Genomic DNA, 25,595 nt, shown 5'->3' on the forward strand with positions numbered 1-25,595 from the left:
TTTATTTGTTCTTTTCGAGTTTGAGAATATATATGTCAGGACGGGGCTGTTTCCCCTCGCCTCTTGCAAAATCTCTGTAGCAGCGGTCACAGAGCATTCTTGCATTGAGTGAAGCTACTTCTGCTGTGCCGGGTATCAACCTGGCAAAAAGGAAAGAAGGTTGTATCTCAAGTTTCAGGGTAGCCTCTTCCAGAAACTTAAGGATATGTTCTTCGAATACTTCGATGTCATCTACCGTAAAACCCCTGATATTTATAGTAGCACCGCTGCAGCCACAGGGCAATGCGAAAGCGTCCAACTCAATCAGATAAACAGGAATTCCAAGCAGGTTTCTCAGATTGTCCTCAAGTTCAGTGCGCACTTTCAATAGGGAATCAGTAATTGTCATGATATGTCCTCTGGATTTCGAATGGAAGATAGTTTCTTATTTCCATCTTCAGTCTGAATTTCAATAATATCTTCTGCCAGGCGTTTGCAGTACCCGCATTTATGGCAATTCTTGTCACATTTTTTCCATTGCTCAATGGCACCTTCAAGGTCCCTGTTGGCAACGTAGAATGTATCTTTCAGATCTTTTATGCTGTCAAGCAGATCCAGAAGGTTTCCATCATAGGATTCGTTGTAGTAGGCATTGACATTGTTGAGTATCCATTCTACAAAATGAGTCCTTCCGCCAATCTTGAACATGTCCGTGATGTGCTTGTATTCACCCAAGTCCTCAGGACGTATCCAGGGAGATTTGATGATCTGTTCTGGATTGCGAATGCGCAGCGAGAGACATTTGTAGTAATAGTAATCGTCTATTACATTGGGTTTTGGGCCCGGTCCGTTGGCGTGTGAGAAAAAGTTGAAATGGGCATACCTGAACGGGCACTGGTAAAGACACGCTTCGTTTACCAGCAGTTTAAGGTTGCCTGAAGTAACATCTCTTATGGCTTCAAGTTTTTCAAAATCCCTGTTCACCACGGGATCAACAACAATGGTGTCCGCCCCCAGTCCTTCATAGAATTCAGCCTTTTGTGGAGAGTCTACAAAAGAAAGTACTGATACAACTGTTTCCATATCATATTCATGGGCAATCATTTCTATGAGATAGGGATCTGCTACAGTAAGGGAATCTATCCCTATATCATTGAGCCTGTCCAGATACCATCCTATAGCCCTGTATCCTTCAGGTGTAAGCTGCTGGCCTCCCATGCAGGAACTGTTGAGCACCATGTCGATCTTAACACCCTTCTCATGGGCGTATTCGGTTTGTTCTGCTATGGATTCCAGAGTGGGTGCACTCAGGTTTGTCCTGCCGGTACCAATATAATCAGGTGAGCCCGCCATGTAGACAGAATGTATTTTGGATGGATCTGCAAGCAATTCCTGCAAACCTTCCATGTGGCCTACATGCGGCACGTAGAGTTTCATCGCTGGCATTTATCCGATATTTACAATAAGTATTTTGCTATCTTTGCCTTACCAAAAGGATTATTTATTGCTTGCAGAACAGTATTCTATATGATTGGTGCATCTTCCTTTGCAGCCCCGCTGCCAAAACTCGATGAGTATGTTGATTCTGTTGAACTCTATATTCCCAAACTTGATGTATATAATGGGAAAACGCTGGACAGAGAGCGGCTCTCTTCTATCCTTGATGAATTGTCCACCTGTGATCTGGAGACATCGATCCATGCTCCTTATTTTGCCGATGTGCCAACCTATCCCTCTGATCTTGTGGTTGATACGGCAGCTATGGATAAACATGATTTCAGGCTCATGGAAGAATCCATTGATCTTGCCGCAGAGATTGGTTCTCATGCTGTTGTCATCCATCCGGGAACCTACGGAGCAGATTATGAAAAATCTTTCAATAAAATGATTGCAAACCTGAAAGAACTGGCAGCCTTTGCTTCGGATAGGGGTGTGGTACTGGGACTTGAAAACAAGGAAAATACAGCTCCTGATAATCTCTGCTGCGGTGCAGAGGAAGTTGTAAGGGCAGTGCTTGAAGTTGATTCTCCTTCACTTGGTATCACTTTTGATGTTGGTCATGCCAACCTGACCTGCAGGGGAGACTGTGGTCTGCTCAGGCATTTTGCACGACTCTTTGCAGAACATGTTGTCCATGTACACGTGCATGATAATTACGGAAAGTGCAAGGGTGATTATTTCGGAGATGCACACCTTGGCCCTGGTTCGGGTTGTATCGATTATACCGTACTTGAAGAATTGTCAGGATTTGGTGGAATATTCAATCTTGAAGTCTTTTCTCTGGATGATGTCATTGCGGGAAGGAATAAACTGGATGAAATATTCCCTTGAGTTTATGGCATGCAGGCTTCCATGTAAGCGTTTCCTCTAATTTTTTAATTTCATGTGTGGATTCTTGTGCGCAGAGCTGGGGGGCTTTTTCCTCTGCTCCATTTTCTTATGAAAAAACTATTAAAACATTAGATCACTAAGTATCACGGTGGTTGCAATACACAGAAGGTATCATCATGAATAGGTATGAGAAATTCAAGAAAATGGAAAACAAGACATACTCTGAAGTCAACAGGTACCTTAAATCTACAACTCATTTGACAGCGCGTGAATGGATGATTGCTCGCCTCTGTGCAGATTTCAAAAATGTATCCGACCATTCGGAAATGACCTGGATAGGTGAAAACCTGCCGGATATTGTGCCATTTGCAGAGAGTCCGTATTCCAGGCAGGAAGTATCCAATGCCCATTCAGCCTTCAAGAAAAAAATCAGACGTAGTGGCACAACTTTTTTTTATGCATATTATGCAGGCCTGATTAACCAGGAAGAAATGCTAACCATGATACATAGCATGATAGGGGATATAGGAGAACTGCTCAAGATTGAAGGTGGGGAATTATCCGAATCTCATTCAGAGGAAGTGCAGCTATTGATTGCACAAGTCCTCAAAAATATCAATGAAGCAGATGGATTTGAGTACTGATATTGTTAGCTATCTGGATTACACACGTGATGCAAAATATATGGTATTTATAATGTCGTATCATTCTCTCAATTGCCGAATATCTGTGGGCTCCTGTCAACCTCCTTTCCATTATCCTGTTTCCCACAATTATCTGATGGGAGCTTACAACTTTTAATGGCAATATGTATTTATCATCCCTTTTTATAGTATAACCAATGACCCTCAGAGATTTTATTGACAGGATCCGTACTTCCGGAAGGCTTACCGTAATCAAAGAAAAGGTAAATGCCGAGTACGAGGCACCGATGATTGCAAAAAATACCTCCGGACCTGTGCTTTTCGAAAATATTAACGGCCACCGGGCTATCATGAACGTATTGGGAAGCAGGGATGAGCTGGGAGCAATGCTTAATGTCAATAGAAAGGACATTATCCAGAGTCTTTCCGGGATACAGCCGGATGGTGAAATAAAGATTGTGGATTCATCTCCCACAAAAGAAGTTTGTGTAGAGGAAGTGGACCTCTATTCTCTTCCTATAATGACTCATTTTGAGAAAGACGGTGGTCCCTATATTACGGCAGGAATAGTTGTTTCCGAATACGATGGTGTGGCAAATGCCTCGATCCATCGCCTGATGGTTGTGGGGAAAAATAAACTGGCTGCACGCCTTGTGCCTCCAAGACATACATATCTTCTGCAAAAGGAGGCGGAAAACAATGGTGACCCATTGCCTGTTTCCATAGTACTGGGCCCGCATCCTGCAGTTGCTTTTGCATCCACCACAAGGGTTGGGGAAGGCAAGGAATTTAATTATGCGGCTTCCCTGATGGGTAATTCTGTGGAACTTTTTGAATGTGATAATGGTGTAAAGACCCCACATTCTGAAATTGTCATGGAAGGTTACATCTATCCCGAAGAAAGGACAGATGAAGGTCCATTTGTGGATATTACGGGTACCTATGATCTTGTGCGCCAGGAGCCTGTCATAACGGTTACCAGAATATGGCATCGTAAAGACCCCATATATCACGGAATATTGCCCGCAGGTCCCGAACACCTGTTGATGATGGGTGTGCCTTATGAACCCCGTATCTACGGAGCTGTCGGAGAAGTTACAAAAGTAAAGAATGTAATTCTGACCGAAGGAGGGTGCTGCTACCTTCATGCCATTGTCCAGATTGAAAAGCAGACAGAGGGAGATGCAAAAAACGCCATTATGGCAGCGTTTGCCGCCCATACCAGTCTCAAACATGTGATTGTTGTGGATGAGGATATAGATATATTTGACAGCGACGATATCGAATTTGCAATGGCAACACGTGTGAAGGCGGATTCAGATGTTATGATAATTACCGGAGTCCGGGGAAGCTCTCTTGATCCGCGGGGTGCCTTAGACGGTACAACTACTAAAATGGGTATTGATGCCACAAAGGTGCTGGCAGAAAAAGAGAAATTTGAAAGAGCAACAATGCCAAAAAATATTAACTGATCATATTTGAAGGTTTATTATATGTATCTCACACCTGAAGAAGAAAGAATAATGGTAGGAGAAAGCGGCCCTACCCTGCAAAAGGCCATGGAAATACTGGTTGCACTGGGTGATATCTACGAGGCAGACCGCCTGATTCCTATTAAAAGTGCCCAGATTGCAGGCGTCTCCTATAAAACGATGGGGGATGCCGGTCTGGAATGGATATCCGATCTTGAAGGCAAGGTGCAGGTACCTTCCATTCTCAATCCTGCCGGCATGGATCTTGAAAGATGGCAGGAGATGGGAGTATCTGCCGAATTTGCCGAAAAGCAGCAGGAGATCATTGAAGCATATGGCAGCCTGGGTATAGAAGTCCAGTGTACATGCACGCCCTACTACCTGCAAAGTTTTTCGGCTACCTACGGTGATCATCTTGCCTGGAGTGAATCCTCTGCTGTATCCTATGCCAATTCCGTTATCGGAGCCCGTACCAACCGTGAAGGTGGTCCTTCTGCTCTCTGTGCAGCTCTTGTAGGTAAAACCGCAAACTATGGTTATCATCTGGATGAGAACAGGACACCTGAACTTATGATCACCGTGGATTGTGAACTGGAGCCTTCAGACTATGCAGTCCTGGGATATATCGCAGGCAAAGCAGCAGGTAAACGTGTGCCCCTATTCAGGATGCAATCTACGCCCCACAGGGACCAGCTCAAAGCACTGGGTGCTGCAATGGCTGCATCAGGTGCAGTAGCCCTCTATCATGTGGAAGGTGTCACTCCTGAAACCCGCAGAAAATATTTCGAACCGCCCGCAGAACAACTGACGATTGAAAGAAGCCAGATAGATGAAGTTTATGAAACAGTATCAGGTGATGGAATTACAGAATGTGACAGCGCTGCTGTGGGTTGTCCTCACTGTTCACCGGAAGAACTGGAAGATGTTGCTGCAAAGCTTGAAGGTAAGGTCGTGGACAACAATGTCTGGATATTTACTTCAAGAGAAGTTGCTGCGTCCAATCCCAAGCTTGTAGAAAGTATCGAGAAAAGTGGTGCAAAGGTCCTTTGTGACACATGTATGGTAGTCTCCCCTGCAACCGATAAGTTCTCTCACATGGCAGTAAATTCCGGAAAAGCCTATGCCTATCTGCCGGGAATGTGTAAGGTGGCCGCAACAATTGCCAATATTGATAAATGCATGGAAAAAGGGGGTGGAGCCCATTCGGATTAAAGGCAGGGGTATCTCTAAAGGAAGTGTTGGCGGTGAAATATTGCTTTCAGAGGACCCAATCTCATTTCTGGGCAACGTAGATCCCCAAACAGGTAAGATCGTTGATCCAGAGCATTGTCTTTTCGGGAAAAATATAGCTGGCAAGGTATTGGTATTTCCTCATGGGAAAGGTTCTACAGTGGGTTCCTATGTAATATACCAGCTTTTCAAAAATGGTGTTGCTCCGGTTGCAATGGTAAACCTGGAATGTGAACCGATAGTAGCTGTGGGAGCGATCATATCCGAAATCCCTCTGGTTGATAGTCTGGAAAGTAATCCATTTGAGATGCTGGAGGATGGTATGAACGTGAACGTAAATGGTAATGAAGGCTGGCTGGAAACAAAGGATTAAGATGGGTTTGAAACGGAAACCTTCAGTAGACCCTCAGGTCAAACATCTTATTGATTGGATGTATCTTCAGGTAAGTCCTTTTTTCAGGGTATATGAGGTGAACTATCATGCCGGGTCGGTCTATTTCTATGGAATGCCACGGGTTAGCCGCAAGATCATACAGGAATCTCTCACGGCACAGTTTGCCTCCAGGGGTTACAACCTTGCTATCGAATCAAAGTTAGGGGAAGAGGTAATTGCAGCGATTCCCTTCAAACAAGGAAAGGACAGGGTCTGGATTAATGTTGTGCTGGCAATAGCCACTTTTTTTACAACCATGTTTGCCGGTGCAAGCATGTTCGGAGCAGATGTAATTGCAGATCCAATCTCTGCTTTTGAAGGTTTGCCTTTTACTATTGCTATAATGGGTGTGTTGGGTTCACACGAGATGGGACACTACCTCGCAGCTCGCAGGCACGGAATGCAAACTTCCCTGCCCTATTTCATTCCCTTTCCTTCCATTATCGGAACAATGGGGGCGGTTATCAAGCACAAGGGAATGATACCGGATAGGAAATCCCTGTTTGATGTGGCAGTTTCAGGCCCCCTTGTAGGACTTGTGGCCTCAGTAATTGTAACGATCATAGGTTTGATGCAACCTCCTGTGGAGTTCTCTCAGGCACCCGGGACCCTTATGATAGACCTGCAGATGCCTCCCCTATTTGCCTTCATTCAATGGTTAATGGGTTCCAGTGGCCAAACCATTCACCCTGTGGCTTTTGCCGGCTGGGTGGGCATGTTTGTCACCCTGCTCAACCTACTGCCTTCGGGTCAGCTGGATGGAGGGCATGCCATGCGTGCAATGCTTGGTGAAAAAGCTAAATACATTTCTTCAGCAATGCCGGTTCTACTCGGATTGATAGCCATTTATATAGGTACTGTAATGGGTCAGAATGCTGGAATCTGGTTTTTCTGGGCGATTTTACTCTTCCTTTTTGCTGCCGCAGGCCATCCCCGGCCAATGGAAGACAGGAACGAACTTGGTGGCAAAAGGATGCTGCTGGGAATAGTTACTTTCGTGCTGGGCCTGTTGTGTTTCACACCGGTTCCTTTTACTATAGTTACTGTTTAAGGAAGTGAAATGAGTGGATATAAATCTCCGATGGCATCGAAAGAATTCATACAGTCTGGCGACCCTTTATCCCTTGCTTGAAAATGCCGGTTTTGTCCGGCATCCGGTTGACGGCATAATGGTGTACAGTTTTTCCACCGCCCAAAAAAGAAGCATATTTAGGGAAGTATCCTCTTCAAAAACAGATTCTGTCTATATAGCAGGAGGGCCGCATCCATCAGGCTCAGTGGAAGAAACTCTTGGGTTTTTTGATTATGTGGTGGTCGGAGAGGGAGAAGAAACCCTGCCAGAACTTGTGGATACCCTGCAGATGGGTGGAGATGTTTCAAAAGTAGCCGGTATCGCCTACAAAAAAGATGGTAATATTGTGCATACGGGTGCCCGGCAACCGGTAAACCTTGATGATTATCCCTGTTTTGACTGTGATGGCCCCAGGTCACCAATTGAAATCAGCCGGGGATGTCCCTGGAATTGTAAATATTGCCAGACTCCCAGACTTTTAGGTCACAAAATGCGTCATCGAAGTATTGATTCCATTGTTCATTATGCACGCTGCTACAATGACCTGAGATTTATCTCTTCAAATGCTTTTGCCTACGGAGGTGCCGGGATTCATCCAAGGCTGGATAAAGTTGAGAAATTACTTGCCTCCCTTGCAGAACTTGAGGGAAAAAATATCTATTTTGGCACTTTCCCCTCGGAAGTGCGTCCTGAATTCATTACAGAGGATGCTCTGGAACTGGTGGATAAATACTGCACAAACAAAAGTATAAGCCTGGGTGGCCAATCAGGCAGTGATAGGATCCTCAGACAAATTCACAGGGGACATAGCAGTGAAGATATCTTTAATGCCGTTGAGCACTGTGTGAACAAAGCTATCGTGCCGATGGTGGATTTCATATTCGGTTTTCCCGGTGAAAACGAAGAGGACCAGCGAATCACCCTCGATATGATCAATTGGATAATCAGTAAAGGGGGCAAGGTGCGGGCTCACTATCTGACCCCCCTGCCTTCGACACCTTATGAAAATATAGTTCCTGCACCGATTGAACCGGATGTAAATAAACTTCTGGGTAAACTGGCACTGGATGGGAATTTGACAGGAAAATGGGCTTAACTTTTATCTTTAATACTGTGAGTATGAAATTGTCCGCAGTGGTACACGTTAACGACAATTTCTTTCCCTGAATTGTATTTTTTCATCTGTCTTTCGTACTGTCTCTGGGAAGGTTTGAGTTTATTTTCTCTGAAATGGGATAACAGGGTAGTAAGGAAATCTATTCGGTGTTGCAGGAATCCGGTTTCATATTCTATCACGTCTTTTGCCATCTGCATGGCATCCTTCTCAGTCATTTCACAGTGATAGTAACCGTGTTCGTTCAGGCCTGCTACATGTCTCCACAGGAGCTTGCCTTTTCTGTCGGGTTCGCGATTGAGCATATACGGATATATGCTGCATATCGAAGGTCTCTGTTTATATATGGTACACAGGCCATCTTCTCCCAGGAAAGCACAGGTGCCGTCATCCTTGTAGGTCAGGGCATACCCCTGTACATAGAAATTGCCCTTGTTATCACAGTAATCAAAATAAGGCGCAGGTGTAATTTTTGAAGGATCGGTCATCCTGATTCTCTCAACATCCTTCTCCAGCAGGAAAACATGATCATTGTAGTCGCGGGTGCAACAGCGTGTGCATCTGCTGCATTCAAAACCCACATCTTTGATTATATCAACCAGTTCTTCAAAAGGATATGCCTCTACGGCAGAAAGATCTGATCTGGCCTGTGCGAGCTCTTTACTTATCAAAGCTATCTGCATCACCTGGGACTAACCGCGCTGGCATAGTATTTAAGAATATTTTCAACGGACTACATATACAGGTTTTTTAGAATTGCGTATCACCTTCTCCGCAACACCGCCAAGCAGGAATTCTCTGGTGCTTTGCTGACCCCTGGAACCAATGACGATCATATCAACACTCTTTCGTTCAGCAAAATCCATGATCTTATCTGACGGATATCCTTCCAGCATTTTTGTCTCGCAGGACAAACCCTTCTCTTCTGCAATAGCCGTTGCCTTCCTGAATGCGTCTTTGCCCATCTCCTCCAGAACCCGGCGAGAAGGACTCCAGGAATCAGGATTTGACAGAAGGGATGAACCGGGATGTACCACATAAACAACGTAAATACGACTATCCAAACTCTTTGCAATTTCCATCCCCGCTTCAAGCACCTCTTCCGAATAAACGGAACCGTCAATGGAAATAAGCATTTTTGTGTGACTCATTATCTAATCCCCCTTACAGTAAATTAGGACAGTATTTTTTATATAATTGTCGTGCTCATTTTTGTTCCCTGAGCTTTTCTGCAATACGTCTTGCAAGTGCCTTTCCGATTCCCTCTATTTCTGCGATCTCTTTTTCCTCAACCTGTCTGATCTTTTCCACAGAGCCGAAATGCTGCAGAAGTTCTTTCTTTTTCTTTTCCCCGATTCCTTCAATCCCATCCAGCTCGGAATGGGAAAGTCTCGCTGATCTTCTTTTCCTGTGGGAAGCCACTGCAAACCTGTGTGCTTCGTCCCTTACCTGCATGAGTATTTTTAGTGCAGGGGATTTTTTTGGCAGAATCAGCAGTTTACGGGGATGGGTGTCTGGAAAAATTATATGCTCAAATTTCTTGGCAAGGCCGATTATGGGTATATTCATCTGCATTTTTTGCAATTCCCGGCTTGCGGCGTTGACCTGTCCTTCTCCCCCGTCGATAAGTATGAGGTCAGGAACGGCTTGTTTATCTTCTTTCATGCGGGAGTATCGCCTGTCAACAGATTCGGCCATCATGGCAAAATCATCAATTCCTTCAACACTTTTGATATTGTAATGCCTGTAATCCGCTTTTGAAGGTGTACCGTTTTTGAAAACCACCATCGAAGCTACCGGATCGGTTCCTGATATATTGGATATGTCAAAACCTTCTATGTGTCGGGGCAGAGTACCAAGTCCCAGTTTTTCCTGCAGCATCTCGAGCCCTTTCAGTGTCCCCTCCTTTTTTGCTTTCTCCGTGTTTGACCTCTCTCGGGCCATTGTGGCATTTTTCATCGCCATATCAAGGAGTTTTTTCTTTTCCCCTATCCGGGGAATGTTCAGGGTGACTTTCCTGCCAGCCTTTTCTGACAGCCATTTCAGGATTACTTTTTCCTCTGGAGGCATTTCTGGCACAACAATTTCGGGAGGTACAGGGGAATCCTGATAGTATTGCTTAATGAATTCGGCAATAATTTCAGAGGACGTACTTTTCCCCCGGTTCAGTTCAAAATCCGCCCGTCCCACCATGCTGCCGCTTCTCACGTAAAAGAGCTGCACATAGATGTCCTTTTCATCCACATGCAACCCGATGACATCCCTGTCATCGATTCCTGCAGTTGTCCTCTGCTGTTTTGCAAGTTCCTTTAAGCCTTCAATCTGGTCCCGGATGACCGAAGCTGCTTCATATCGCTGTTTTTCTGCATATTCCTGCATTTGCTGTCTGAGTTTGCCCAGCAGGTCACCGGTGTCTCCCCGGAGATACTTTACTGCAGCCTTCACATTATCCCTGTATTCTTCCGCATCCACATCTCCTGTACAGGGTCCCATGCAGCGATTTATATGATAGTTCAGACAGGGCCTTTTCTTCTGTGCGGGATTGCCGTGGCACCTGCGGATTTTGAATATCTGGGATATCAGGTCAAGGGTGGTGCGTACCGGCTTTACGCTGGTGTATGGGCCAAAATAGACAGCATCATCCATTAACCTGCGTCTGACCAGATATATGCGCGGGTATCTGGAATTGATTGTTACCTTCACATAGGGATAACGTTTGTCATCCTTAAGACTGATATTGTACCTGGGCCTGTTTTTTTTGATAAGGTTGGCTTCCAGGATAAGGGCTTCAACTTCTGTGGATGTGACTATGTATTCTATATCCCTTATCTTGCTAACAAGGACCTTTGTTTTTGGACTCTTGTTTTTGTCGGCCTGAAAGTATTGACTGACCCTTTTCTTCAGGTCCCTGGCTTTACCGATGTAGATAATGGTATCATTTGCATCCTTCATCAGGTATACACCGGGCAGATGGGGAAAATCCGATATGTCCGGATGTCCCTGCACAATATTTTCACTCATTTCTGTGGTGTGCACCCCTTGTAGCAGTGTTCAACGAACCTTTCATATGTAATATCCAGGATAGTTTCCAGATTCACTATATCTTCCCGGTTGTACTCAAGAAGCAGGTCAAGGGCTTTTTCATTCCCTTTTTCATATTCCTTCCACAGGCGCACGGCTTCAAAACCGTCCATGCCTTCTGTTTCTTCGGAACGGTTGATTCCCAGCATGTGTTCTATATTTTTGAGTCCGCCTTTAAATCCTACTCTCTTTAAAGGATACATAAGATCGGTATGCATTTGCTCCATTGTGATCTGAGGGAACTCTCGCTGTATAAAGGGCAGGTCAAAACGCGCACCATTAAAAGTCACCAGGAAATCGTATTGTTCCATCTCCTGTACTATTTCTTCCAGGTTTATGCCCCGCACGAAACTTTTCACGTCTTTACCATCATAAACCCCGATGACAGTTATTTTAGAGGATGAAGGTGAAAGCCCTGTGGTTTCAATATCCACGTAGGCTACAGAGTCCGAAAAATTACGGAATCCTCTCCAGTGTTCGGATGTAGGTATCGATTTTGCAAAATAAGGAATATCGTGTATCTCCAGTTTTTCGATGGAGTTTTCAATTTCCATCGCAATTTTATCTTTTTTGGAATCCGGGAGGTTTATTGAGTTTTTATTCTGCAGGAAATCATTCCATGTGGTAATTCCACCGGACCATATCTTCCTCTCGGTTTCTTTCCCGATACCCGGGATGTGGATATAAGTACTTGTAAGCATTAATGTCACCACTATTTTATATGATGGATTCAGCTCATGTAATTAAATTTGCCAGAATATATATCATTTAAGAAAATGTATTTATATATATGACCAACGTAAATTCTTATACAATATACAACTATAACAGGGAATAACATGCGCGCAGATATTACATCACTCTTTGGGTTAAACGTATATACCAACCTCGGTACTTATGTGGGTAAAGTTGACGACCTTGTAATGAACGTAGACGAGGGAGTAATAAGTGGTCTTGCTCTTTCTGACATCAGCCGTGATTTTTTCGATGTGCCTACAAGGGGTGTCATAATTCCTTATCGCTGGGTAGTCACAAGCGGGGACATCGTTCTGATCAGGGATGTTGTCAGCAAATTCAGGAAAAAAGAGCAAGTAGAAGACTGATCATCTCATGAAAGAGCGAGAGATCTATGCAGATTTGCGTTGCGTATCTCCGGTAATTCTTCGCGTAGATGGCAGAAACTTCCAGCGTACCCTGAAAAAAGAAGGGTTTGAAAAACCCTATGATATTTTCTTTGCCACCTGTATGGCCGATTCAATAGAGTTGTTTTTCAAAAAAAGCAACATAAACCCGGCTTTTGCATACACTTTTTCTGATGAGGCAAACATCGTATTCGCGGATTTGCCCTTTGACAGAAGAGTGGAGAAACTTGATTCGGTTGTACCTTCATTTTTGAGCAGTGCTTTTACGCTTTTTTCAGGAATTGCGGAACCCGTGGCTTTTGACTGTCGCGTGATTCCTGTATGCAATGACCATTTTACCGAATATATGCAGTGGCGACAACAGGAAGCCTGGCGCAATTTTGTTAGTTCTTATGGTTATTACACTCTTATAGATGAAGGTATTGACAGAAAAAGTGCAGCGTCGGTCATGCATGGCAAAAAATCACAGGACATACATGAGATGATGTTTGAAAGAGGCACAAATCTGGCAAAGAAACCTGCATGGCAAAGGCGAGGTGTGGCTGTGTACAGGGAAAAATATCCAATAGAAGGGTATAATCCTCTTCTGGAGGAAAAGACACGTTCCACACGTTCACGTATCTCCCAGGATTGGGATTTGCCTCTTTTCAGTACAGAAGAGGGAGATAATTTCCTCAAAAGACATATATCTCTGGATTGAATAGAGATTGCACAATTATTGACCTTATTATCAGTTAAATTATCTTATGCGGTGACTCCATGGACAGAATAGATCTTGTTAAAAGGAATGCTCAGGAAATTGTTACAGAGAAGGAACTGGATGAACTGATGGAAGCAAAAGCAGAGCCTTCTGCATACACCGGTTACGAACCCAGCGGTAAGATACATATGGGCCACGTGCTTACCGTAAACAAATTGATCGACCTTCAGAAGGCCGGCTTCAATATTACGGTACTCCTTGCAGATGTGCATGCCTTCCTGAATCAGAAAGGTACTATGGAAGAAGTAAAACAAATTGCTGATTACAACAGGAGATGTTTCCTTGCACTGGGACTTGACCCTGATAAAACCAATTTTGTTTATGGCTCGGATTTCCAGCTGGGTGAGGAATATATGCTCAATGTACTCAAACTCACCTGTACTACTTCCCTGAACAGGGCCCGCCGCAGTATGGATGAGGTTGGAAGAACAATGGATGATCCGCGGGTTTCCCAGATGGTCTATCCGATAATGCAGTCAATTGATATTGCTATGCTTGATGTTGATGTAGCTGTAGGTGGTATCGACCAGCGTAAGATACACATGCTTGCCCGTGAAGGACTTCCTGGTATGGGTTATAAGGCACCGATATGTCTCCATACTCCAATCCTGCTGGGACTTGACGGCGATAAAATGGCGTCTTCCAAGGGTAATTACATTTCTGTGGATGATGATGAGGCAGCCATCAAGAAAAAGATGAAAAAAGCTTTCTGTCCTGCTGGGGAGATAGTTGATAATCCTGTATTACAGCTCTTCCGCTACCATATATTACCCCGTTATGAAGAGGTCGTGTTTGAAAGGCCTGAGAAATTTGGTGGCAATCTTACATGCAATGGTTACGAGGAACTTGAAAAAATCTTTGAAGACGGAACCCTGCACCCAATGGACCTCAAAAACGGTGCTGTAAAATACATGGGCATGTTACTTGCACCTGTCAGGGAAGTTCTCCTGTAAATCCCCACAATAACATATATAATGTTTGCAGGCAGATATTTAGCATTAAACTGGGGGAAACATGAAATATACATTTCAGGATTCTACTGATCTGCCTGTACAGCGGGATTTCATTGAGGATTTAAAGAACTTTGTGGATGCATGTTGCAAAGTTCTTCCTGTAGAAAAGGAGGCTATTGAAAAAAATGAAAGTTATCGTAAAAGCACCTATTCTCTTGAAAAAGCACTGGAGGAACTGAACAGTTCCAATGATAAAACTGTGGAATGTGTCAAGTCCCTGGATTCTGATTTTGCCGGCCACTATCTGGATGAATATAAAAAATCAGTCATGGAAGCCTGCGACAGAGCTGCACATGAAGGTTTGGAACAGGTAAACCTCTCTATCGAAAAGGAAAGAAATGACTATAACAAATTCATGAATTCTGTTGGCAGTCAGGTCCTTTCTATGTTGAATCCTCTTTTTGAAGGTGGAATTTATGGTTCTCATGAAAGCTATTCAATGGAATCGGAAAATGGCCATTTGACCGGTAAGAAGATATCAACCCTGGGCTCAATGCAATCTTTCTTCGAATTAAGCTATAACAGGTCTTCAGTTGCGGTAAAAGATCTGATTGATACCCTTTTTATCCCTACGTGGACACGTGCCGGATTTATATCCAGAGAAAATAAGATCAAAATGGAAGATCTGTCCGAGTATTTACTGGAATCATTTGAATATGATGGCAATGAACATGTGGAAACCTCTTTCAGCAATAAAAAGGCAGACCATTCTCTGAAGATCATTTCAGACGGTGATGAGTATTCCGTGATTTTTGATGATACTGATATTACTGCAGACCCTGCGCTTTTTAAATCAATAACCCTCGAAGAGATTGATTCACTTGTCAAGAACCTTGTGGAATTTGCCCGGTCCAACATTGCTTCCCGCAAACTTGTCAATTTGATGGCAGGGGATGAGAATGCCATTTACAGTAACGAGATATTTGACTGCTTAAAGGCCGTTGCAGAACAGTATTCAGACATTATAACCCAATGTCGTGAAAGAGGATATGTGAAAGGTGAAATTACCATCAAGATCGAGCAAGAAGATGGAACACGCACTGAAAAATACGTGGATCGCAGTGAAATTTTCAACCGTCTTTCTGAACTTGGCAGTGAAGGATTGGAGATTGCAGGTATTCTCGGGGTTGAATCTTCCAAAAACGGCTCATATTAATTTTTCCTGCAGCAATGCATAATATTTCATTGCTGCAAAATAAATTATAGAGTTATCGGTTATAATTAAATGTGTTTCAATCTTTTGTATCTGTGTATTGGTGTTCACATTCCGGATCCAGTTCGCATAATATGTGAGCGGTTCCAAATACTTTGTCAACCGGTACTACAAATCCCATTCCACAGCCAGGTTTGTCAAGACCCACGTCTTTTTTGATAAATTCCAATATGTTATCGGCATTTGCGGATTCGGCAATTGTTAGTACTATTTCCTTTTCAGGCTCAATTAAATTACCAAGAAAATGTTTCTTTTCATGTACACCTGTACCCCTTCCGAAAATAATTGTTCCGCCTTTTGAACCTGCTTTACGGGATGCATTTATTACAGTATCTCCCCATCCTTTTTTCACGATTGTCACTATAAGGACAAGATCATCCACATCATTATTCACTGTCAGTTCCTCCTATGTATCTCATATATACACCTAACATCATGACAAATATAATAGGTGCAAGTGCTATCAATGCAATCATTCCAAATCCATCCACTATGGGATTGCTATCCGGTTGAGATGTGGCCACTCCTACAGCCATTGACATAAGGAAGGTCACAGCCATTGGTCCGGTTGCCACACCTCCCGAGTCAAAAGCAATTGCTATAAAATCTTTATCACAAAACCATAATAACACCAGTACAAGCAGATAACCAGGAACTATTATGTAAAGGAAAGGTATTCCATAAACCAGTTTGGCCATTGCGATGGCAACAAATGCAGCAACACTTACAGATAAAGTATAAAGCATTAAATTTGATTTAATGTATCCACTTGATGATTCCTCTACCTGGTAGCATAATACTCTCACAGCGGGTTCTGCAAAAGTGGCCAGAAATCCCAGCACAAGTCCAACGGGTATCAATATCCACCTGGATTTTATTTGTCCAAAGTAACTCCCAATCTCCAAACCAACCGGGAAAAATCCGTTGTAAACTCCATAGAGAAACAGGATCATTCCCATCGCAGTTATTGAAAGACCTGCCATAAGTTTTAGGAAATATGATGAGGGAAACTTCAGGTACAATAACTGGAATACAAGGAAAAAGATAACAAGTGGTAGCAGTGCTTCAAGAACTTCAAGAATCACGGCTAATAGGTCCTGGCTGTGTTCGATGGCAGTCAAGGCACAAATACCCCCAGAAGCATTACTGAGAGTATGGGTCCAATAGAAGCAAGTCCTATCAGTCCAAAGCCTTCGGTAAGTGCAGATTTATCTCCGAGTACCGAAACTGTACCTATTCCAAGCGCAAGGATTATAGGTACTGTCATGGGGCCTGTAGTTACCCCACCTGCATCATAAGCTATGGCCAGATAGTCGGGATTTGTAAAAAAGGATAATACCAGAATAATCAGATACCCAACGGTAAATAGATATTTAATCGGGACACCATAGGCGATTCTCAACATAGATACGGCCACAAAAAATCCAACCCCTGAGGCAATTGAGAGAATCAGTACATTGCGAGAGATACTATCTTCTGATACTGAATCAATCATTGAACTTAGTACCCTCACATCGGGTTCTGCAACAGTTGCCATAAATGATAATATGAATGCAGAACCAAGGATGAATAATAAAGAATTATGTTTTGATAACTCAGAACCAATTGATTCCCCAATGGGGAGCATACCGGTTTTTACACCCAGAAGAAAAAGGATCATACCCAATATGACCAATAATGAACCCATGAAAAAAGACAGGAACATATCATGATTCATTCCAATTATGACCATGAGAAAAAATACTGCTACAGTTAAAGGAAGCACTGCCTGTATTACTTCCTTTGTAGTTTCTTTGATGTCTTCTATCATTCGATCTCCATGGATGTATCAATAAAAAACACTTCTATCAAATATATGGTGCCAAATTATATGAGATTTTTGTGTTTTAAAAAGTACTGGATTTTGAAATAATCAGGACGCTTTTGATTTTAGGTTCAAAATCACCTTGAAATGAATATATTTATTAGATATCTTTACATAATTCATATTTATGGAGTCGGCAATACTCAATGATATCATCATTATTTTTGGTATATCTATTTTTGTGCTTTATATATGCAACAAACTTCACATTTCTATTATAGTTGGTTTCCTGGTAACTGGTATTCTGGTGGGTCCTTATGGACTGGGATTCATAGATAATCCTGATGATATCAATATCCTTGCTGAGATAGGCATTATTCTTTTGCTGTTTACCATTGGAGTGGAATTATCTTTAAAAGAACTCTGGAATATGAAGCGTTCTGTGATACTTGGAGGAGGACTTCAGGTTCTTTTTACAACCCTTGGGACTCTTTTTGCAGCTACATATCTTGGTTTTGGTTTCAGTGAATCCCTTTTCCTGGGGTTTTTGATCTCTCTAAGCAGTACAGCAATTGTGCTCAAAACACTTCAAAAAAGAGCCGAATTGCATAGTTTGCACGGTCGTACAATTCTTTCTATATTATTATTCCAGGATGTCATTGTAGTAGCAATGATTGTAGCAACTCCGTTCCTGGCAGGGGTTGGTGGAAATGATGCAAACTCAATTTTTATGATTCTTCTGAAATCTCTGGCAATTATTATATTCATTATGTTTTTTGCCAGGTGGCTGATTCCCCATATCCTATATCATATTGCCAAAACCCGCAATCCGGAACTGTTCCTTCTGTCTGTGATTGTCATATGTTTATCTATTGCTATGCTTACTTACAGTGCGGGACTGTCTCTTGCATTGGGGGCTTTCCTTGCAGGCCTTGTGATATCTGAATCTGAATACAGTCATCAGGCACTGAACAATATTCTGCCATTTAAGGATGTTTTTTTGAGTATTTTTTTCGTATCAATAGGAATGCTGCTTAATGTACAATTTTTCCTGGATAACCCCTTAATGATATTACTTGTGACTATTGGTGTTATGTTATTCAAGGGAATTGTCAGTGGTTTTGTTTCTATGGTTCTGGGGTATCCCCTTCGCAATTCCATTCTAACCGGTATGGCACTTGCCCAGGTGGGTGAATTCTCTTTCGTCCTTTCAAAATTCGGGGTTGAGTATGGTCTTCTGGACAACTACCTATACCAAATGTTTCTGGATATTTCCATTCTTACAATGGCAGTTACTTCCTTTTCCATCTCCTATTCTCCCTCTGTGGCTGCAAAAGTTCTCAAACTTCCTATACCACATCAGCTCAAATGCGGCTTTGCCCGTAAAGATGTAACAAAGATGTACGATAAAAAGGAAAAAATGTCTTCCCATCTTATAATCGTGGGTTTTGGTTTCAATGGTAAAACAGTGGCAAAAGCTGCAAAGGCAGGGGGTATTCCTTATCTGGTTATTGAAACCAATCCAGAAAGCGTAAGAGAAGGTATTTCAAAAGGAGAAAATATTTTTTATGGAGATGCGACACAGGAAGGTGTACTTGAACAGGCTGATATTGATTCTGCAAAAATAATGATTGTTGGTATCTCCGATGCAACGGCAACTCGCAGAGTTATATGGCTCGCAAGGGAAATGAATCCCAATATTCATATCATTGCACGAACACGCTATTTAAAGGAGATGGGTCCACTCTATGAGCAGGGAGCTAATGAAGTTATTCCGGAAGAATTTGAGACTTCTGTGGAAATATTTGTCCGCCTCCTCAGGCGCTACCTTGTACCGGAGGACCAGATAAAAGAATTTATAGAAGATGCCAGAGCCGATGGATATGACATGTTTCGCAGCATTTCGCATAACCCCTTAAGTTATGAGAAAATGCAGTTTGATATCCCGGATGTGAATATAGTCTCTCTCCGTGTGCCGCAGAGGGCTGATGTGGTAGGGATGACCCTTGAAGATCTTTCCCTCAGGCAACGATTCGGGAGTACAGTCCTGGCAATCAGAAGAGGGCTGGAAATTATCACAAATCCCGGAGGGGATGTACGTATTCTGGAAGGAGATATTCTTGTGTTACTGGGAAGTCATGAAGATATGAAAGAAATAGGGGACTTCTTCACGGATCTAAGTAAAAAAAACACAAACGATACTGAGGAATAATATGGAGCGGGAAGTAGGTCATATTCTTGAAAAAATTAACCGTAAAGACGCAACAGTTCTCACCTCTCAGGAACTTTGTGATATAATCGATTCAGGAGATAGTGTCGGTTTTGAGGATGTTGATGTGGTGACTGCTGCCACCAGAGCTATTATGAGTGGAACTTATGCAGTCCTCTCATTTCCGGTAGGAACCGGGGAAAAATTCACCCGCGCATCAGCTGTAACCATAAATGGAGTGGATGCCCATGTGGGTCCCTGTCCCAATGAAAGACTGGGTATCCTGGACTTGATGGTTTTTGGTACTGCACACAGCCATGATAGGGAAAATTACGGAGGAGGTCACCTTTTCCGGGATATTGTGGAAGGTAATCCTGTGGATGTTGATGTAGTTACCGATGAAGGGAAGAAATATTCAGATACAGTGTCCATTGAAGATATGCCATACGCCCAGCTGTTTGCAACGCGTCATGCATTTAAGAATTACAGTGCCTTTGTGAATTTTTCTCCTTCTCCTGTTTCCACTATTTTCCATGCAACCACCTTTGCACCCGATGCCACCGAAGCCACCCTGTCAGGATGTGGGCAAATAAACCCTGTAAAGAACGACCCGCAGCTCCATGGTATCGGTGTGGGAAGTCGCATTCTTCTCAATGGTGCCGAAGGCTTCATCCTGGGTTCAGGAACGCGTAGCAGCCCGGAAAAACCCAATTTGATAGCAACTGCGGATATGCATTCCATGGTGGCTGATTATATGGGAGGTTTTGCTACGTCTGCAGGTCCGGAATGCATTGTTTCCTGGGCAGTTGCAGTGCCTGTCGTTGATGATTCAGTATTCGATGCTATAAGGCAAACAGATAGTGAAATCCCGCTTCCTGTGATGGATGCTGATCGCAGGATGAAAGTTGCAATGACAAGTTATGCAGATGCCTGGAAAGATGTAGATATTGAGGTAGTTTTCAATCCCGGCAAATGTCGTGGATGTGATGTCTGTGAACCCATGGAAAAATGTCCTATGGAATCAATCTATTTCAACGGTGACAAAGTAGTACTGAACAGGCACACATGCTTTAACTGCGGTCTCTGCTCAACTTTATGTAGCGATGTTTTCAGGGCAGATCTGGGCAGTCTTAAATTCGATTATGAAGGAAATAAAATGGATGTCCCGATTGTTGTGCGCCAGTCAGATCGCAAACGTGCACTCATAATGGCCGAAAAATTAAGGGACAGTATAAAGGAAGGTACATTCATCTTGAATGGGATGGTGGAGAGGATATCTCCATAAACCGCTTAATTATATCTGCAGGACATAGCTTTATTACAGGCACCTTCTTGTTGCCGGGTTCGGTCTTTACTACCAGGACACCATTATCCATTGTATCCAGTTTCTCTTTAAGGTCTGACTTATCGGACACCATGGCAACATTTCGTACGCCGGCTCCCAAAGCAACTTCTTTGAGGTCTGTCAATCCTGCTGTCGCAGTTATTTGATTGCCCGTAGAGCCATATGCACCGTTATCGATGATTACAAGGAGATAATTATCCGGGTGCTGGTTGGCTATTGTTGCCAGGCTTCCCATATTCATCAGGACCGACCCATCACCGTCAATTGCGAGAACTTTCCTGTCCGGTCTTGCCAGGGCAAGCCCGAGGCCGATGGAAGAAGAAAGACCCATTGAACCAAGCATGTAGAAATTGGCCTTTCTGTCATATATTTCGTATAATTCTTTTGAGGGCAATCCGATATTTGCAATGATCAGAGTATCTTTATCTCCCTCTTTTTCAGCAAGAATCTCAAGTGCACCGTAGCGTATCATGATTCCCTCCAGAAACCTATACTCAATAGGATAGCTGCTTGCTTTCCTTCTTCAAATGCTTTTTTAGTGGCTTTTTCGATGGTTTTTTTGGCCTGTGCAAGATGTGGTTTGTATGCAGGTATGTCCAGGACTTCGAGTAGTTGAGGTGTTTTTTCACCCATTGGTACCTGGGCGCAGATTGGCTCTCCTTCAATTCCCCTGTGGCTTATAATTATCAGTAAAGGGATGTTGTATAGGCGATTGAGAGATGCCAGGGCATTGATGGAATTTCCCATGCCGGAATTTTGCATCATTATGGCCGGTTTTTTCCCTCCCATATAGGCCCCGGCGCAGATCCCTATGCCTTCCTCCTCCCTGGTGGCGGGAACGTGGATTATGTCCGGATCACTGTCGACCATGGGAATGAGTTTCTGGAGGTTGGCACACGGTACACTGACTACAAAATCAATACCTGATTCCTTTATACTCTTGAATACTTCCTCGGAAGGGTCCATGTAACCTCATTCCTTTATTCGAATTTGTCTTCAGTTCTTTGTATGATTTTTGCGGGCGCTTCACTGTTTTCAGGGGATACTACGAGGTCAGGTTCAAGACTGATTGTGGCAAGTTCCTTTAAAGCCCCTTTAACTCCTCCACCGGTGATATTGAGCATTATGAGATCTGATTTTGACACCTTTGTATTCCTGACAGCTTTTATCAGGGCGGCTGTGGCCACAGCTGCTGAGTTCATAATGTCGATGCCCTCAAGTTCTTCAAATAACAACCTGGCTTCTTCTGCCTCTTTATTTGTAATCCCGTAAAAATCCCCTTCTGTGGCTTCAAGGGCGTCTCTCACTCCCCCTCCCACTGCATACGGAGGTTTGCGGTTAAACAACACGGTGTCGTACATTCCTTCAGGACATTTCGGATCCACAGCAACATCCTCATGTAACTGTATCAATGGAGCACAGGGGAGGTTCTGTGCCAGATGTAATTGTGGCATTTTATCTCCATATCTGCCGTCCTCTTTCAGGCGCATAGCTGCTTCCCAGGCAGCAATCCCGCCGGTTCCACTACCCACTGCCTGGAAATAGTGGTCTGGCAGGCACTTCATGGTCAGTGTTGCATCCAGCATCACCGTTCCCATGCCATCCCGGCGTGCTACGTTCTTGGCACCGCCTTCGGGTACGAATCCTTCTCTTTCGGTAATCCGGGAGGCTATGGATATGGCATCATAATAATCTCCCTGTACAGCTGCAACACAGATTGATGATGTCGATCCAGCGGGTATCCAGAGTTTTTCAATAGCATTTTCAGGAACTACCAGAAGCAAAGGAAGACCGGTTATAGAGGATACATGTGCAAAAGCACGGGCAGTATTACCTGCAGAGGCTACTACCATTGTATTTTTTTCTTCCTGCTCGATTACTCTCTGCATTGTAGGGTATGATTCAAGGTCCTTGAAGCTGCAGGTCTTCATAAAAGCCCCTTTTTCCGGCCAGTAGCCGTTGAAACTTATGTATAGTTTCTCAAGACCGAGTTTATCGGCAAGGTTCTCACTTTTGTAGGTTAGTGTTTTTCCTGTACCCTTTTTTATGATACCTTCCACGGGTAGCCAGTTGTAGAATTTCCATATTCCCGGCAGATCACATGGCTTAAAACTGGTTTTTGAGTATTCTGTTCTCAAAAGAGTTCCATCAGTGGGGCATACCATGTCATATTTGCCATAAGTCTTGCCACATTTTGGGCAGATGAGTATGTATTTGTCCATATAATGGAGTTTGCTGGTGGTCTTATATATTTTGTCCTATTAGCCAGCAGGAATTTCTTTTAAGGAAAAAAGATAGGGATTTTTTTGATAAATCATCCCCTATGTACTTTCAATGGTTATTTACAAATATACCGATTATTTCGAATTCATTGAATACGTCTTCCTCATGAGGTGCCTCTTCCATTTCTTCTGTAAGGTCGATGCCACCTTCATGCATGCCCTGATGATCTCCGGCCATCCATAACTCACTGTTTGTTACATCATAGACATTGCCTTTATAGGCAACATAGATCTCATCCCTGTCTTTCCCATTGTATTTGGCCAGACCATCCGGTGTAAATTCTCTCATGAAATCTCACTCCCCTGTATTGAAGTTAGTCTTCTACTTCCATTGCATTAATTATATCGTTGACCGATAGCTCCCCTTTTGCAGCCCTTTTGATCATGGGGTAAATGTAGCTGCAATCATCCATTGCACTCCAGCGTTTTTCACCGACACGGTGAATAATCTCATCCAGGATTTTCTCACACTTCTTGCAGTATTCACTGTCTGCTTCTGCTCCGCAAATCGCGCAACTCATAAAATTCCTCCATAATTCCTATTGGTTTTTAAGTTAAAGAGGTTTGTGGAAATTCATATCTGGAAAGGTCACAAACCAATTTTAACATTTAGGATTTGATTTACCGGACTGGCAGTCGGAAAGTAACTCAATTCCCTTGTCTGTCAGCCTGTATTCATCATTTTCAATCCTGACCAGTTCCCCGTTGAGCAAAAAATCGATATGATATTTCAGTACAGCAGGCTCTTCATCAATGTTTGCGGACAATTCATCTGTGTTGATCCCAAAAGCACCTATAGTTTTGACTATTTCCCTCCTTAATGGATGGGATGCAGCCTTATTCAACATGTCATGCTCTTTTTTGACAGATTCACCTTTTGATTGTTTCTGCATAATCACATCGTCGAGTTCATCGTAGTCATCTTCCATTGTTTCAACCTCTTGTTATCTGCAGACGTTTATAATGATTAATCATTTATATTTTTATTGGTGGCACGTTAATTCTGGAAGAACAGGTGACGTGGGCTAATTTTGAATGTCCTGTAACCTTAATAATTACAGCATGATACAGGACATTTCAATGGGATCATTCGCAGAATAAAATTGTATAAAAAATCTGATTCCATCTGGTAATACTCACAAAAATAAAATGCGGCTGCCGGGATTCGAACCCGGGTTCTAAGCTTGGGAAGCTCAGGTCATAGCCACTAAACCACAGCCGCTCATAAAATTCTATATGTCCTGTAGCTAATAAAAGTTTCGTGGGAGAAGGCATTGCCCTCTGCCCCTCATTCTTCAGCGTATTTGTCGATTATTTCTTCAAAGGAGTCAATCACATAGGAAAGATTGTCCCTGCCAACCTGATAGGTACTTAGTTTAAAATATTTGGTAAGGCCACCCTTGATACCATGGATATTACGCTTCTTAAGTTCCCGGTACAGGAAATACCTGCCTTTCTTGGCGGTCTTTGAGATCTCATAAAATGGTGGGGTTTCAAAGAACATCAGGTCATGGTTATGCGGTTTCTGTCCCACCTGGATAAGTCCGAGTTCTTCCACTTTTTCCGAGAACCAGCGGGCATTGGCAACTTCCTCGTCCCAGTGTTTGGTACGCTCCACTACCTGGGGGAATGAGGCGATCATTGTCATCAACCCGGCACCCCTGGAGGTACAGCCCAATAGCTCGATCTCCTTTTTCTTATGAGTGGGGGATTTCCTGAAAACTGTATCTGCGTATTCTTCCTGTACACCTAGCAGGCCAATTGGGCCGGATGATGCCATTGACTTGTGGCCACTGGCCGCTATGAAATCGGCTCCAATTTTCTTTGCATCTATCGGCATCCTGCCTACTGAATAGGCGCAGTTGAGGAGCAGTGGTACATCATATTCATGACAGACATCTGCTACTTTCTTTGCATCTGCCAGGTTACCGTAGTTGCCATCTGGATAGGTCAACAGGGCCAGTGCAGGAGGCTTGCCACTCTTATTTGCAACCTTCTCGATAGTCTGAGCATACCCTTCAGGGTCAAGGTTATATTCAGGGTGGCCGGAGCTTTCCACCTTCTCGATCTCAAGGTCTGCCCTCTGTGCAGCAACGTGTGAGGAATAGTGAGCCAGCCCGTCAAGCACTACAGTGTCTCCGGGTTTGCCCATTGAATTCATCACCGCAAATTTTGATTCCCGGGCACCATGTGTAAGCCTTACCTCATCGGTTCCTATAAATTCTGGAAGGGCCTCATGTACAAATTCATATACAGGTGGTTTTTTTATAAGGTCCAGGACCCCTCCACAGAAATCACAGATCGAATACCCGTCTCCCCATTCAAGCAAGGCTTTGCGTGCATCCTCTGTCAGGATACCTCCGGTTTGCAGGGGATCGATATTAATTGCATCCTTTGGTCCCCTTTCGATAAAACCGAATTTTTTCAGTTTATCTTCATCAAGTGACATACTGGCCCAGCTCTCCTGCCAG

At 43.4% G+C, this 25,595-nt stretch carries 29 protein-coding genes and 1 tRNA gene; 13 read left to right on the top strand and 17 right to left on the bottom strand.

The genetic code is table 11. The annotated features are described in order from the left end of the window. Position 1: 1 nt before the first annotated feature. Together BKM01_RS00920 and BKM01_RS00925 are read right to left on the bottom strand one after the other, a co-directional pair. On the bottom strand, positions 2–388 hold the full coding sequence (locus BKM01_RS00920) for a DUF5402 family protein (protein ID WP_072360699.1): 387 nt from the start codon (positions 386–388) through the stop codon (positions 2–4). Beyond that, entirely contained in the window at positions 385–1,425 is a 1,041-nt protein-coding gene (locus BKM01_RS00925; protein ID WP_072360697.1) for a peptidase U32 family protein, read from the bottom strand. The genes BKM01_RS00920 and BKM01_RS00925 overlap by 4 nt, the downstream gene beginning before the upstream one ends. A gap of 81 nt (positions 1,426–1,506) precedes the next feature. Between BKM01_RS00925 and BKM01_RS00930 the strand changes: the two genes are divergently transcribed. From BKM01_RS00930 to BKM01_RS00960, 7 genes are all read left to right on the top strand, one after another. After that, entirely contained in the window at positions 1,507–2,310 is an 804-nt protein-coding gene (locus BKM01_RS00930; RefSeq protein ID WP_072360695.1) for a sugar phosphate isomerase/epimerase family protein, read from the top strand. A gap of 176 nt (positions 2,311–2,486) precedes the next feature. Continuing rightward, the gene (locus BKM01_RS00935) at positions 2,487–2,954 is read left to right on the top strand and encodes a DUF5806 family protein (RefSeq protein ID WP_072360693.1); all 468 of its coding nucleotides are present in this window, start codon (positions 2,487–2,489) and stop codon (positions 2,952–2,954) included. A 197-nt stretch (positions 2,955–3,151) separates the two neighbouring features. Continuing rightward, positions 3,152–4,426, top strand: coding sequence for a UbiD family decarboxylase (locus BKM01_RS00940; RefSeq protein ID WP_072360691.1), 1,275 nt, complete (start codon positions 3,152–3,154; stop codon positions 4,424–4,426). Positions 4,427–4,447: 21 nt separating this feature from the next. Beyond that, complete coding sequence (locus BKM01_RS00945) at positions 4,448–5,638, top strand: aconitase X (protein WP_072360689.1); 1,191 nt, start codon at positions 4,448–4,450, stop codon at positions 5,636–5,638. Continuing rightward, complete coding sequence (locus tag BKM01_RS00950; protein ID WP_072360830.1) at positions 5,619–6,029, top strand: DUF126 domain-containing protein; 411 nt, start codon at positions 5,619–5,621, stop codon at positions 6,027–6,029. Before BKM01_RS00945 ends, BKM01_RS00950 begins: the two co-directional genes overlap by 20 nt. Further along, positions 5,995–7,140, top strand: a complete 1,146-nt coding sequence (locus BKM01_RS00955) for a site-2 protease family protein (RefSeq protein ID WP_233125694.1) — start codon at positions 5,995–5,997, stop codon at positions 7,138–7,140. Before BKM01_RS00950 ends, BKM01_RS00955 begins: the two co-directional genes overlap by 35 nt. A 13-nt stretch (positions 7,141–7,153) precedes the next feature. Continuing rightward, complete coding sequence (locus tag BKM01_RS00960; RefSeq protein WP_072360687.1) at positions 7,154–8,257, top strand: TIGR04013 family B12-binding domain/radical SAM domain-containing protein; 1,104 nt, start codon at positions 7,154–7,156, stop codon at positions 8,255–8,257. Here BKM01_RS00960 and BKM01_RS00965 read toward each other — a convergent pair. From BKM01_RS00965 to BKM01_RS00980, 4 genes are read right to left on the bottom strand one after another with little or no spacing between them, the layout of a single operon-like run. After that, on the bottom strand, positions 8,254–8,958 hold the full coding sequence (locus BKM01_RS00965) for a YkgJ family cysteine cluster protein (protein WP_072360685.1): 705 nt from the start codon (positions 8,956–8,958) through the stop codon (positions 8,254–8,256). The two genes, BKM01_RS00960 and BKM01_RS00965, sit on opposite strands and share 4 nt — an antisense overlap. Before the next feature lie 42 nt (positions 8,959–9,000). Next, entirely contained in the window at positions 9,001–9,426 is a 426-nt protein-coding gene (locus BKM01_RS00970; RefSeq protein ID WP_072360683.1) for a universal stress protein, read from the bottom strand. A 55-nt stretch (positions 9,427–9,481) separates the two neighbouring features. Then, positions 9,482–11,296 (bottom strand): excinuclease ABC subunit UvrC, encoded by a 1,815-nt coding sequence (uvrC, locus tag BKM01_RS00975; protein WP_072360681.1) that lies wholly within the window; start codon positions 11,294–11,296, stop codon positions 9,482–9,484. Then, a complete protein-coding gene (locus BKM01_RS00980; RefSeq protein ID WP_072360679.1) occupies positions 11,293–12,057 on the bottom strand; it encodes a ribonuclease H-like domain-containing protein in 765 nt (254 codons plus the stop codon). Before BKM01_RS00980 ends, uvrC begins: the two co-directional genes overlap by 4 nt. A 138-nt stretch (positions 12,058–12,195) precedes the next feature. Here BKM01_RS00980 and BKM01_RS00985 point away from each other — a divergent pair, with 138 nt between their 5' ends. The 4 genes from BKM01_RS00985 (at position 12,196) to BKM01_RS01000 (ending at position 15,427) form a co-directional block, all read left to right on the top strand. Further along, positions 12,196–12,459, top strand: coding sequence for a PRC-barrel domain-containing protein (locus BKM01_RS00985; protein WP_072360677.1), 264 nt, complete (start codon positions 12,196–12,198; stop codon positions 12,457–12,459). A 7-nt stretch (positions 12,460–12,466) separates the two neighbouring features. Next, positions 12,467–13,198: a tRNA(His) guanylyltransferase Thg1 family protein gene (locus tag BKM01_RS00990; protein ID WP_072360675.1), complete on the top strand. Its 732-nt coding sequence runs from the start codon at positions 12,467–12,469 to the stop codon at positions 13,196–13,198. A gap of 59 nt (positions 13,199–13,257) precedes the next feature. Further along, complete coding sequence (locus BKM01_RS00995) at positions 13,258–14,211, top strand: tyrosine--tRNA ligase (protein WP_072360673.1); 954 nt, start codon at positions 13,258–13,260, stop codon at positions 14,209–14,211. A gap of 61 nt (positions 14,212–14,272) precedes the next feature. After that, positions 14,273–15,427 carry a hypothetical protein gene (locus tag BKM01_RS01000; protein WP_072360671.1) on the top strand — a complete coding sequence of 385 codons (1,155 nt, stop codon included), beginning with the start codon at positions 14,273–14,275 and terminating at the stop codon, positions 15,425–15,427. Between the two features lie 76 nt (positions 15,428–15,503). Here BKM01_RS01000 and BKM01_RS01005 read toward each other — a convergent pair whose 3' ends face one another. The 3 genes from BKM01_RS01005 to BKM01_RS01015 are packed head-to-tail and all read right to left on the bottom strand — an operon-like array spanning position 15,504 to position 17,294. After that, the gene (locus BKM01_RS01005; protein ID WP_072360669.1) at positions 15,504–15,878 is read right to left on the bottom strand and encodes a P-II family nitrogen regulator; all 375 of its coding nucleotides are present in this window, start codon (positions 15,876–15,878) and stop codon (positions 15,504–15,506) included. After that, entirely contained in the window at positions 15,871–16,605 is a 735-nt protein-coding gene (locus BKM01_RS01010; RefSeq protein WP_072360667.1) for a DUF1538 domain-containing protein, read from the bottom strand. The genes BKM01_RS01005 and BKM01_RS01010 overlap by 8 nt, the downstream gene beginning before the upstream one ends. Beyond that, entirely contained in the window at positions 16,602–17,294 is a 693-nt protein-coding gene (locus tag BKM01_RS01015; RefSeq protein ID WP_072360664.1) for a DUF1538 domain-containing protein, read from the bottom strand. The genes BKM01_RS01010 and BKM01_RS01015 overlap by 4 nt, the downstream gene beginning before the upstream one ends. A gap of 181 nt (positions 17,295–17,475) precedes the next feature. On the opposite strand from BKM01_RS01015, the gene BKM01_RS01020 reads away from it, so the two are divergent. After that, complete coding sequence (locus tag BKM01_RS01020) at positions 17,476–19,500, top strand: cation:proton antiporter domain-containing protein (protein ID WP_072360662.1); 2,025 nt, start codon at positions 17,476–17,478, stop codon at positions 19,498–19,500. A gap of 1 nt (position 19,501) precedes the next feature. Next, positions 19,502–20,782 carry a methanogenesis marker 16 metalloprotein gene (locus BKM01_RS01025; RefSeq protein WP_072360661.1) on the top strand — a complete coding sequence of 427 codons (1,281 nt, stop codon included), beginning with the start codon at positions 19,502–19,504 and terminating at the stop codon, positions 20,780–20,782. Here BKM01_RS01025 and comE read toward each other — a convergent pair. From comE to pscS, 8 genes are all read right to left on the bottom strand, one after another. Next, positions 20,745–21,314 (bottom strand): sulfopyruvate decarboxylase subunit beta, encoded by a 570-nt coding sequence (gene comE / locus BKM01_RS01030; RefSeq protein ID WP_072360659.1) that lies wholly within the window; start codon positions 21,312–21,314, stop codon positions 20,745–20,747. The genes BKM01_RS01025 and comE overlap by 38 nt on opposite strands. Further along, complete coding sequence (gene comD, locus BKM01_RS01035; protein ID WP_072360657.1) at positions 21,311–21,808, bottom strand: sulfopyruvate decarboxylase subunit alpha; 498 nt, start codon at positions 21,806–21,808, stop codon at positions 21,311–21,313. Before comD ends, comE begins: the two co-directional genes overlap by 4 nt. Before the next feature lie 14 nt (positions 21,809–21,822). Then, positions 21,823–23,064 (bottom strand): cysteate synthase, encoded by a 1,242-nt coding sequence (locus BKM01_RS01040; RefSeq protein ID WP_072360655.1) that lies wholly within the window; start codon positions 23,062–23,064, stop codon positions 21,823–21,825. Positions 23,065–23,173: 109 nt separating this feature from the next. Then, complete coding sequence (locus BKM01_RS01045; RefSeq protein ID WP_072360653.1) at positions 23,174–23,413, bottom strand: cytochrome b5 domain-containing protein; 240 nt, start codon at positions 23,411–23,413, stop codon at positions 23,174–23,176. A gap of 25 nt (positions 23,414–23,438) precedes the next feature. Continuing rightward, complete coding sequence (locus BKM01_RS01050) at positions 23,439–23,645, bottom strand: hypothetical protein (protein ID WP_072360651.1); 207 nt, start codon at positions 23,643–23,645, stop codon at positions 23,439–23,441. An 81-nt stretch (positions 23,646–23,726) separates the two neighbouring features. Then, a complete protein-coding gene (locus tag BKM01_RS01055) occupies positions 23,727–24,053 on the bottom strand; it encodes a helix-turn-helix domain-containing protein (protein ID WP_072360649.1) in 327 nt (108 codons plus the stop codon). Positions 24,054–24,274: 221 nt separating this feature from the next. Further along, positions 24,275–24,346 (bottom strand) — tRNA-Gly (locus BKM01_RS01060). Positions 24,347–24,412: 66 nt separating this feature from the next. Next, positions 24,413–25,573 carry an O-phospho-L-seryl-tRNA:Cys-tRNA synthase gene (gene pscS, locus BKM01_RS01065; RefSeq protein WP_072360647.1) on the bottom strand — a complete coding sequence of 387 codons (1,161 nt, stop codon included), beginning with the start codon at positions 25,571–25,573 and terminating at the stop codon, positions 24,413–24,415. Between the last annotated feature and the right edge of the window lie 22 nt (positions 25,574–25,595).

The sequence above is a fragment of the Methanohalophilus portucalensis genome (genome assembly GCF_002761295.1).
GTDB lineage: Archaea > Halobacteriota > Methanosarcinia > Methanosarcinales > Methanosarcinaceae > Methanohalophilus > Methanohalophilus portucalensis.

Excerpts from the sequence above, each read along its gene's own strand:
- BKM01_RS01020 (WP_072360662.1), top strand. The coding sequence starts at position 17,476 with ATGGAGTCGGCAATACTCAATGATATCATCATTATTTTTGGTATATCT.
- BKM01_RS00940 (WP_072360691.1), top strand. The coding sequence starts at position 3,152 with ATGACCCTCAGAGATTTTATTGACAGGATCCGTACTTCCGGAAGGCTT.
- comE (WP_072360659.1), bottom strand. The coding sequence starts at position 21,314 with ATGATACGCTACGGTGCACTTGAGATTCTTGCTGAAAAAGAGGGAGAT.
- uvrC (WP_072360681.1), bottom strand. The coding sequence starts at position 11,296 with ATGAGTGAAAATATTGTGCAGGGACATCCGGACATATCGGATTTTCCC.
- BKM01_RS00965 (WP_072360685.1), bottom strand. The coding sequence starts at position 8,958 with ATGCAGATAGCTTTGATAAGTAAAGAGCTCGCACAGGCCAGATCAGAT.
- BKM01_RS01025 (WP_072360661.1), top strand. The coding sequence starts at position 19,502 with ATGGAGCGGGAAGTAGGTCATATTCTTGAAAAAATTAACCGTAAAGAC.
- BKM01_RS01045 (WP_072360653.1), bottom strand. The coding sequence starts at position 23,413 with ATGAGAGAATTTACACCGGATGGTCTGGCCAAATACAATGGGAAAGAC.
- BKM01_RS00920 (WP_072360699.1), bottom strand. The coding sequence starts at position 388 with ATGACAATTACTGATTCCCTATTGAAAGTGCGCACTGAACTTGAGGAC.
- BKM01_RS00995 (WP_072360673.1), top strand. The coding sequence starts at position 13,258 with ATGGACAGAATAGATCTTGTTAAAAGGAATGCTCAGGAAATTGTTACA.
- BKM01_RS00980 (WP_072360679.1), bottom strand. The coding sequence starts at position 12,057 with ATGCTTACAAGTACTTATATCCACATCCCGGGTATCGGGAAAGAAACC.
- pscS (WP_072360647.1), bottom strand. The coding sequence starts at position 25,573 with ATGTCACTTGATGAAGATAAACTGAAAAAATTCGGTTTTATCGAAAGG.
- BKM01_RS00990 (WP_072360675.1), top strand. The coding sequence starts at position 12,467 with ATGAAAGAGCGAGAGATCTATGCAGATTTGCGTTGCGTATCTCCGGTA.
- BKM01_RS01000 (WP_072360671.1), top strand. The coding sequence starts at position 14,273 with ATGAAATATACATTTCAGGATTCTACTGATCTGCCTGTACAGCGGGAT.
- BKM01_RS01040 (WP_072360655.1), bottom strand. The coding sequence starts at position 23,064 with ATGGACAAATACATACTCATCTGCCCAAAATGTGGCAAGACTTATGGC.
- BKM01_RS00930 (WP_072360695.1), top strand. The coding sequence starts at position 1,507 with ATGATTGGTGCATCTTCCTTTGCAGCCCCGCTGCCAAAACTCGATGAG.
- BKM01_RS01055 (WP_072360649.1), bottom strand. The coding sequence starts at position 24,053 with ATGGAAGATGACTACGATGAACTCGACGATGTGATTATGCAGAAACAA.
- BKM01_RS00970 (WP_072360683.1), bottom strand. The coding sequence starts at position 9,426 with ATGAGTCACACAAAAATGCTTATTTCCATTGACGGTTCCGTTTATTCG.
- BKM01_RS00925 (WP_072360697.1), bottom strand. The coding sequence starts at position 1,425 with ATGCCAGCGATGAAACTCTACGTGCCGCATGTAGGCCACATGGAAGGT.
- BKM01_RS00955 (WP_233125694.1), top strand. The coding sequence starts at position 5,995 with ATGGTAATGAAGGCTGGCTGGAAACAAAGGATTAAGATGGGTTTGAAA.
- comD (WP_072360657.1), bottom strand. The coding sequence starts at position 21,808 with ATGGACCCTTCCGAGGAAGTATTCAAGAGTATAAAGGAATCAGGTATT.
- BKM01_RS00985 (WP_072360677.1), top strand. The coding sequence starts at position 12,196 with ATGCGCGCAGATATTACATCACTCTTTGGGTTAAACGTATATACCAAC.
- BKM01_RS00935 (WP_072360693.1), top strand. The coding sequence starts at position 2,487 with ATGAATAGGTATGAGAAATTCAAGAAAATGGAAAACAAGACATACTCT.
- BKM01_RS01050 (WP_072360651.1), bottom strand. The coding sequence starts at position 23,645 with ATGAGTTGCGCGATTTGCGGAGCAGAAGCAGACAGTGAATACTGCAAG.
- BKM01_RS01015 (WP_072360664.1), bottom strand. The coding sequence starts at position 17,294 with ATGATAGAAGACATCAAAGAAACTACAAAGGAAGTAATACAGGCAGTG.
- BKM01_RS00945 (WP_072360689.1), top strand. The coding sequence starts at position 4,448 with ATGTATCTCACACCTGAAGAAGAAAGAATAATGGTAGGAGAAAGCGGC.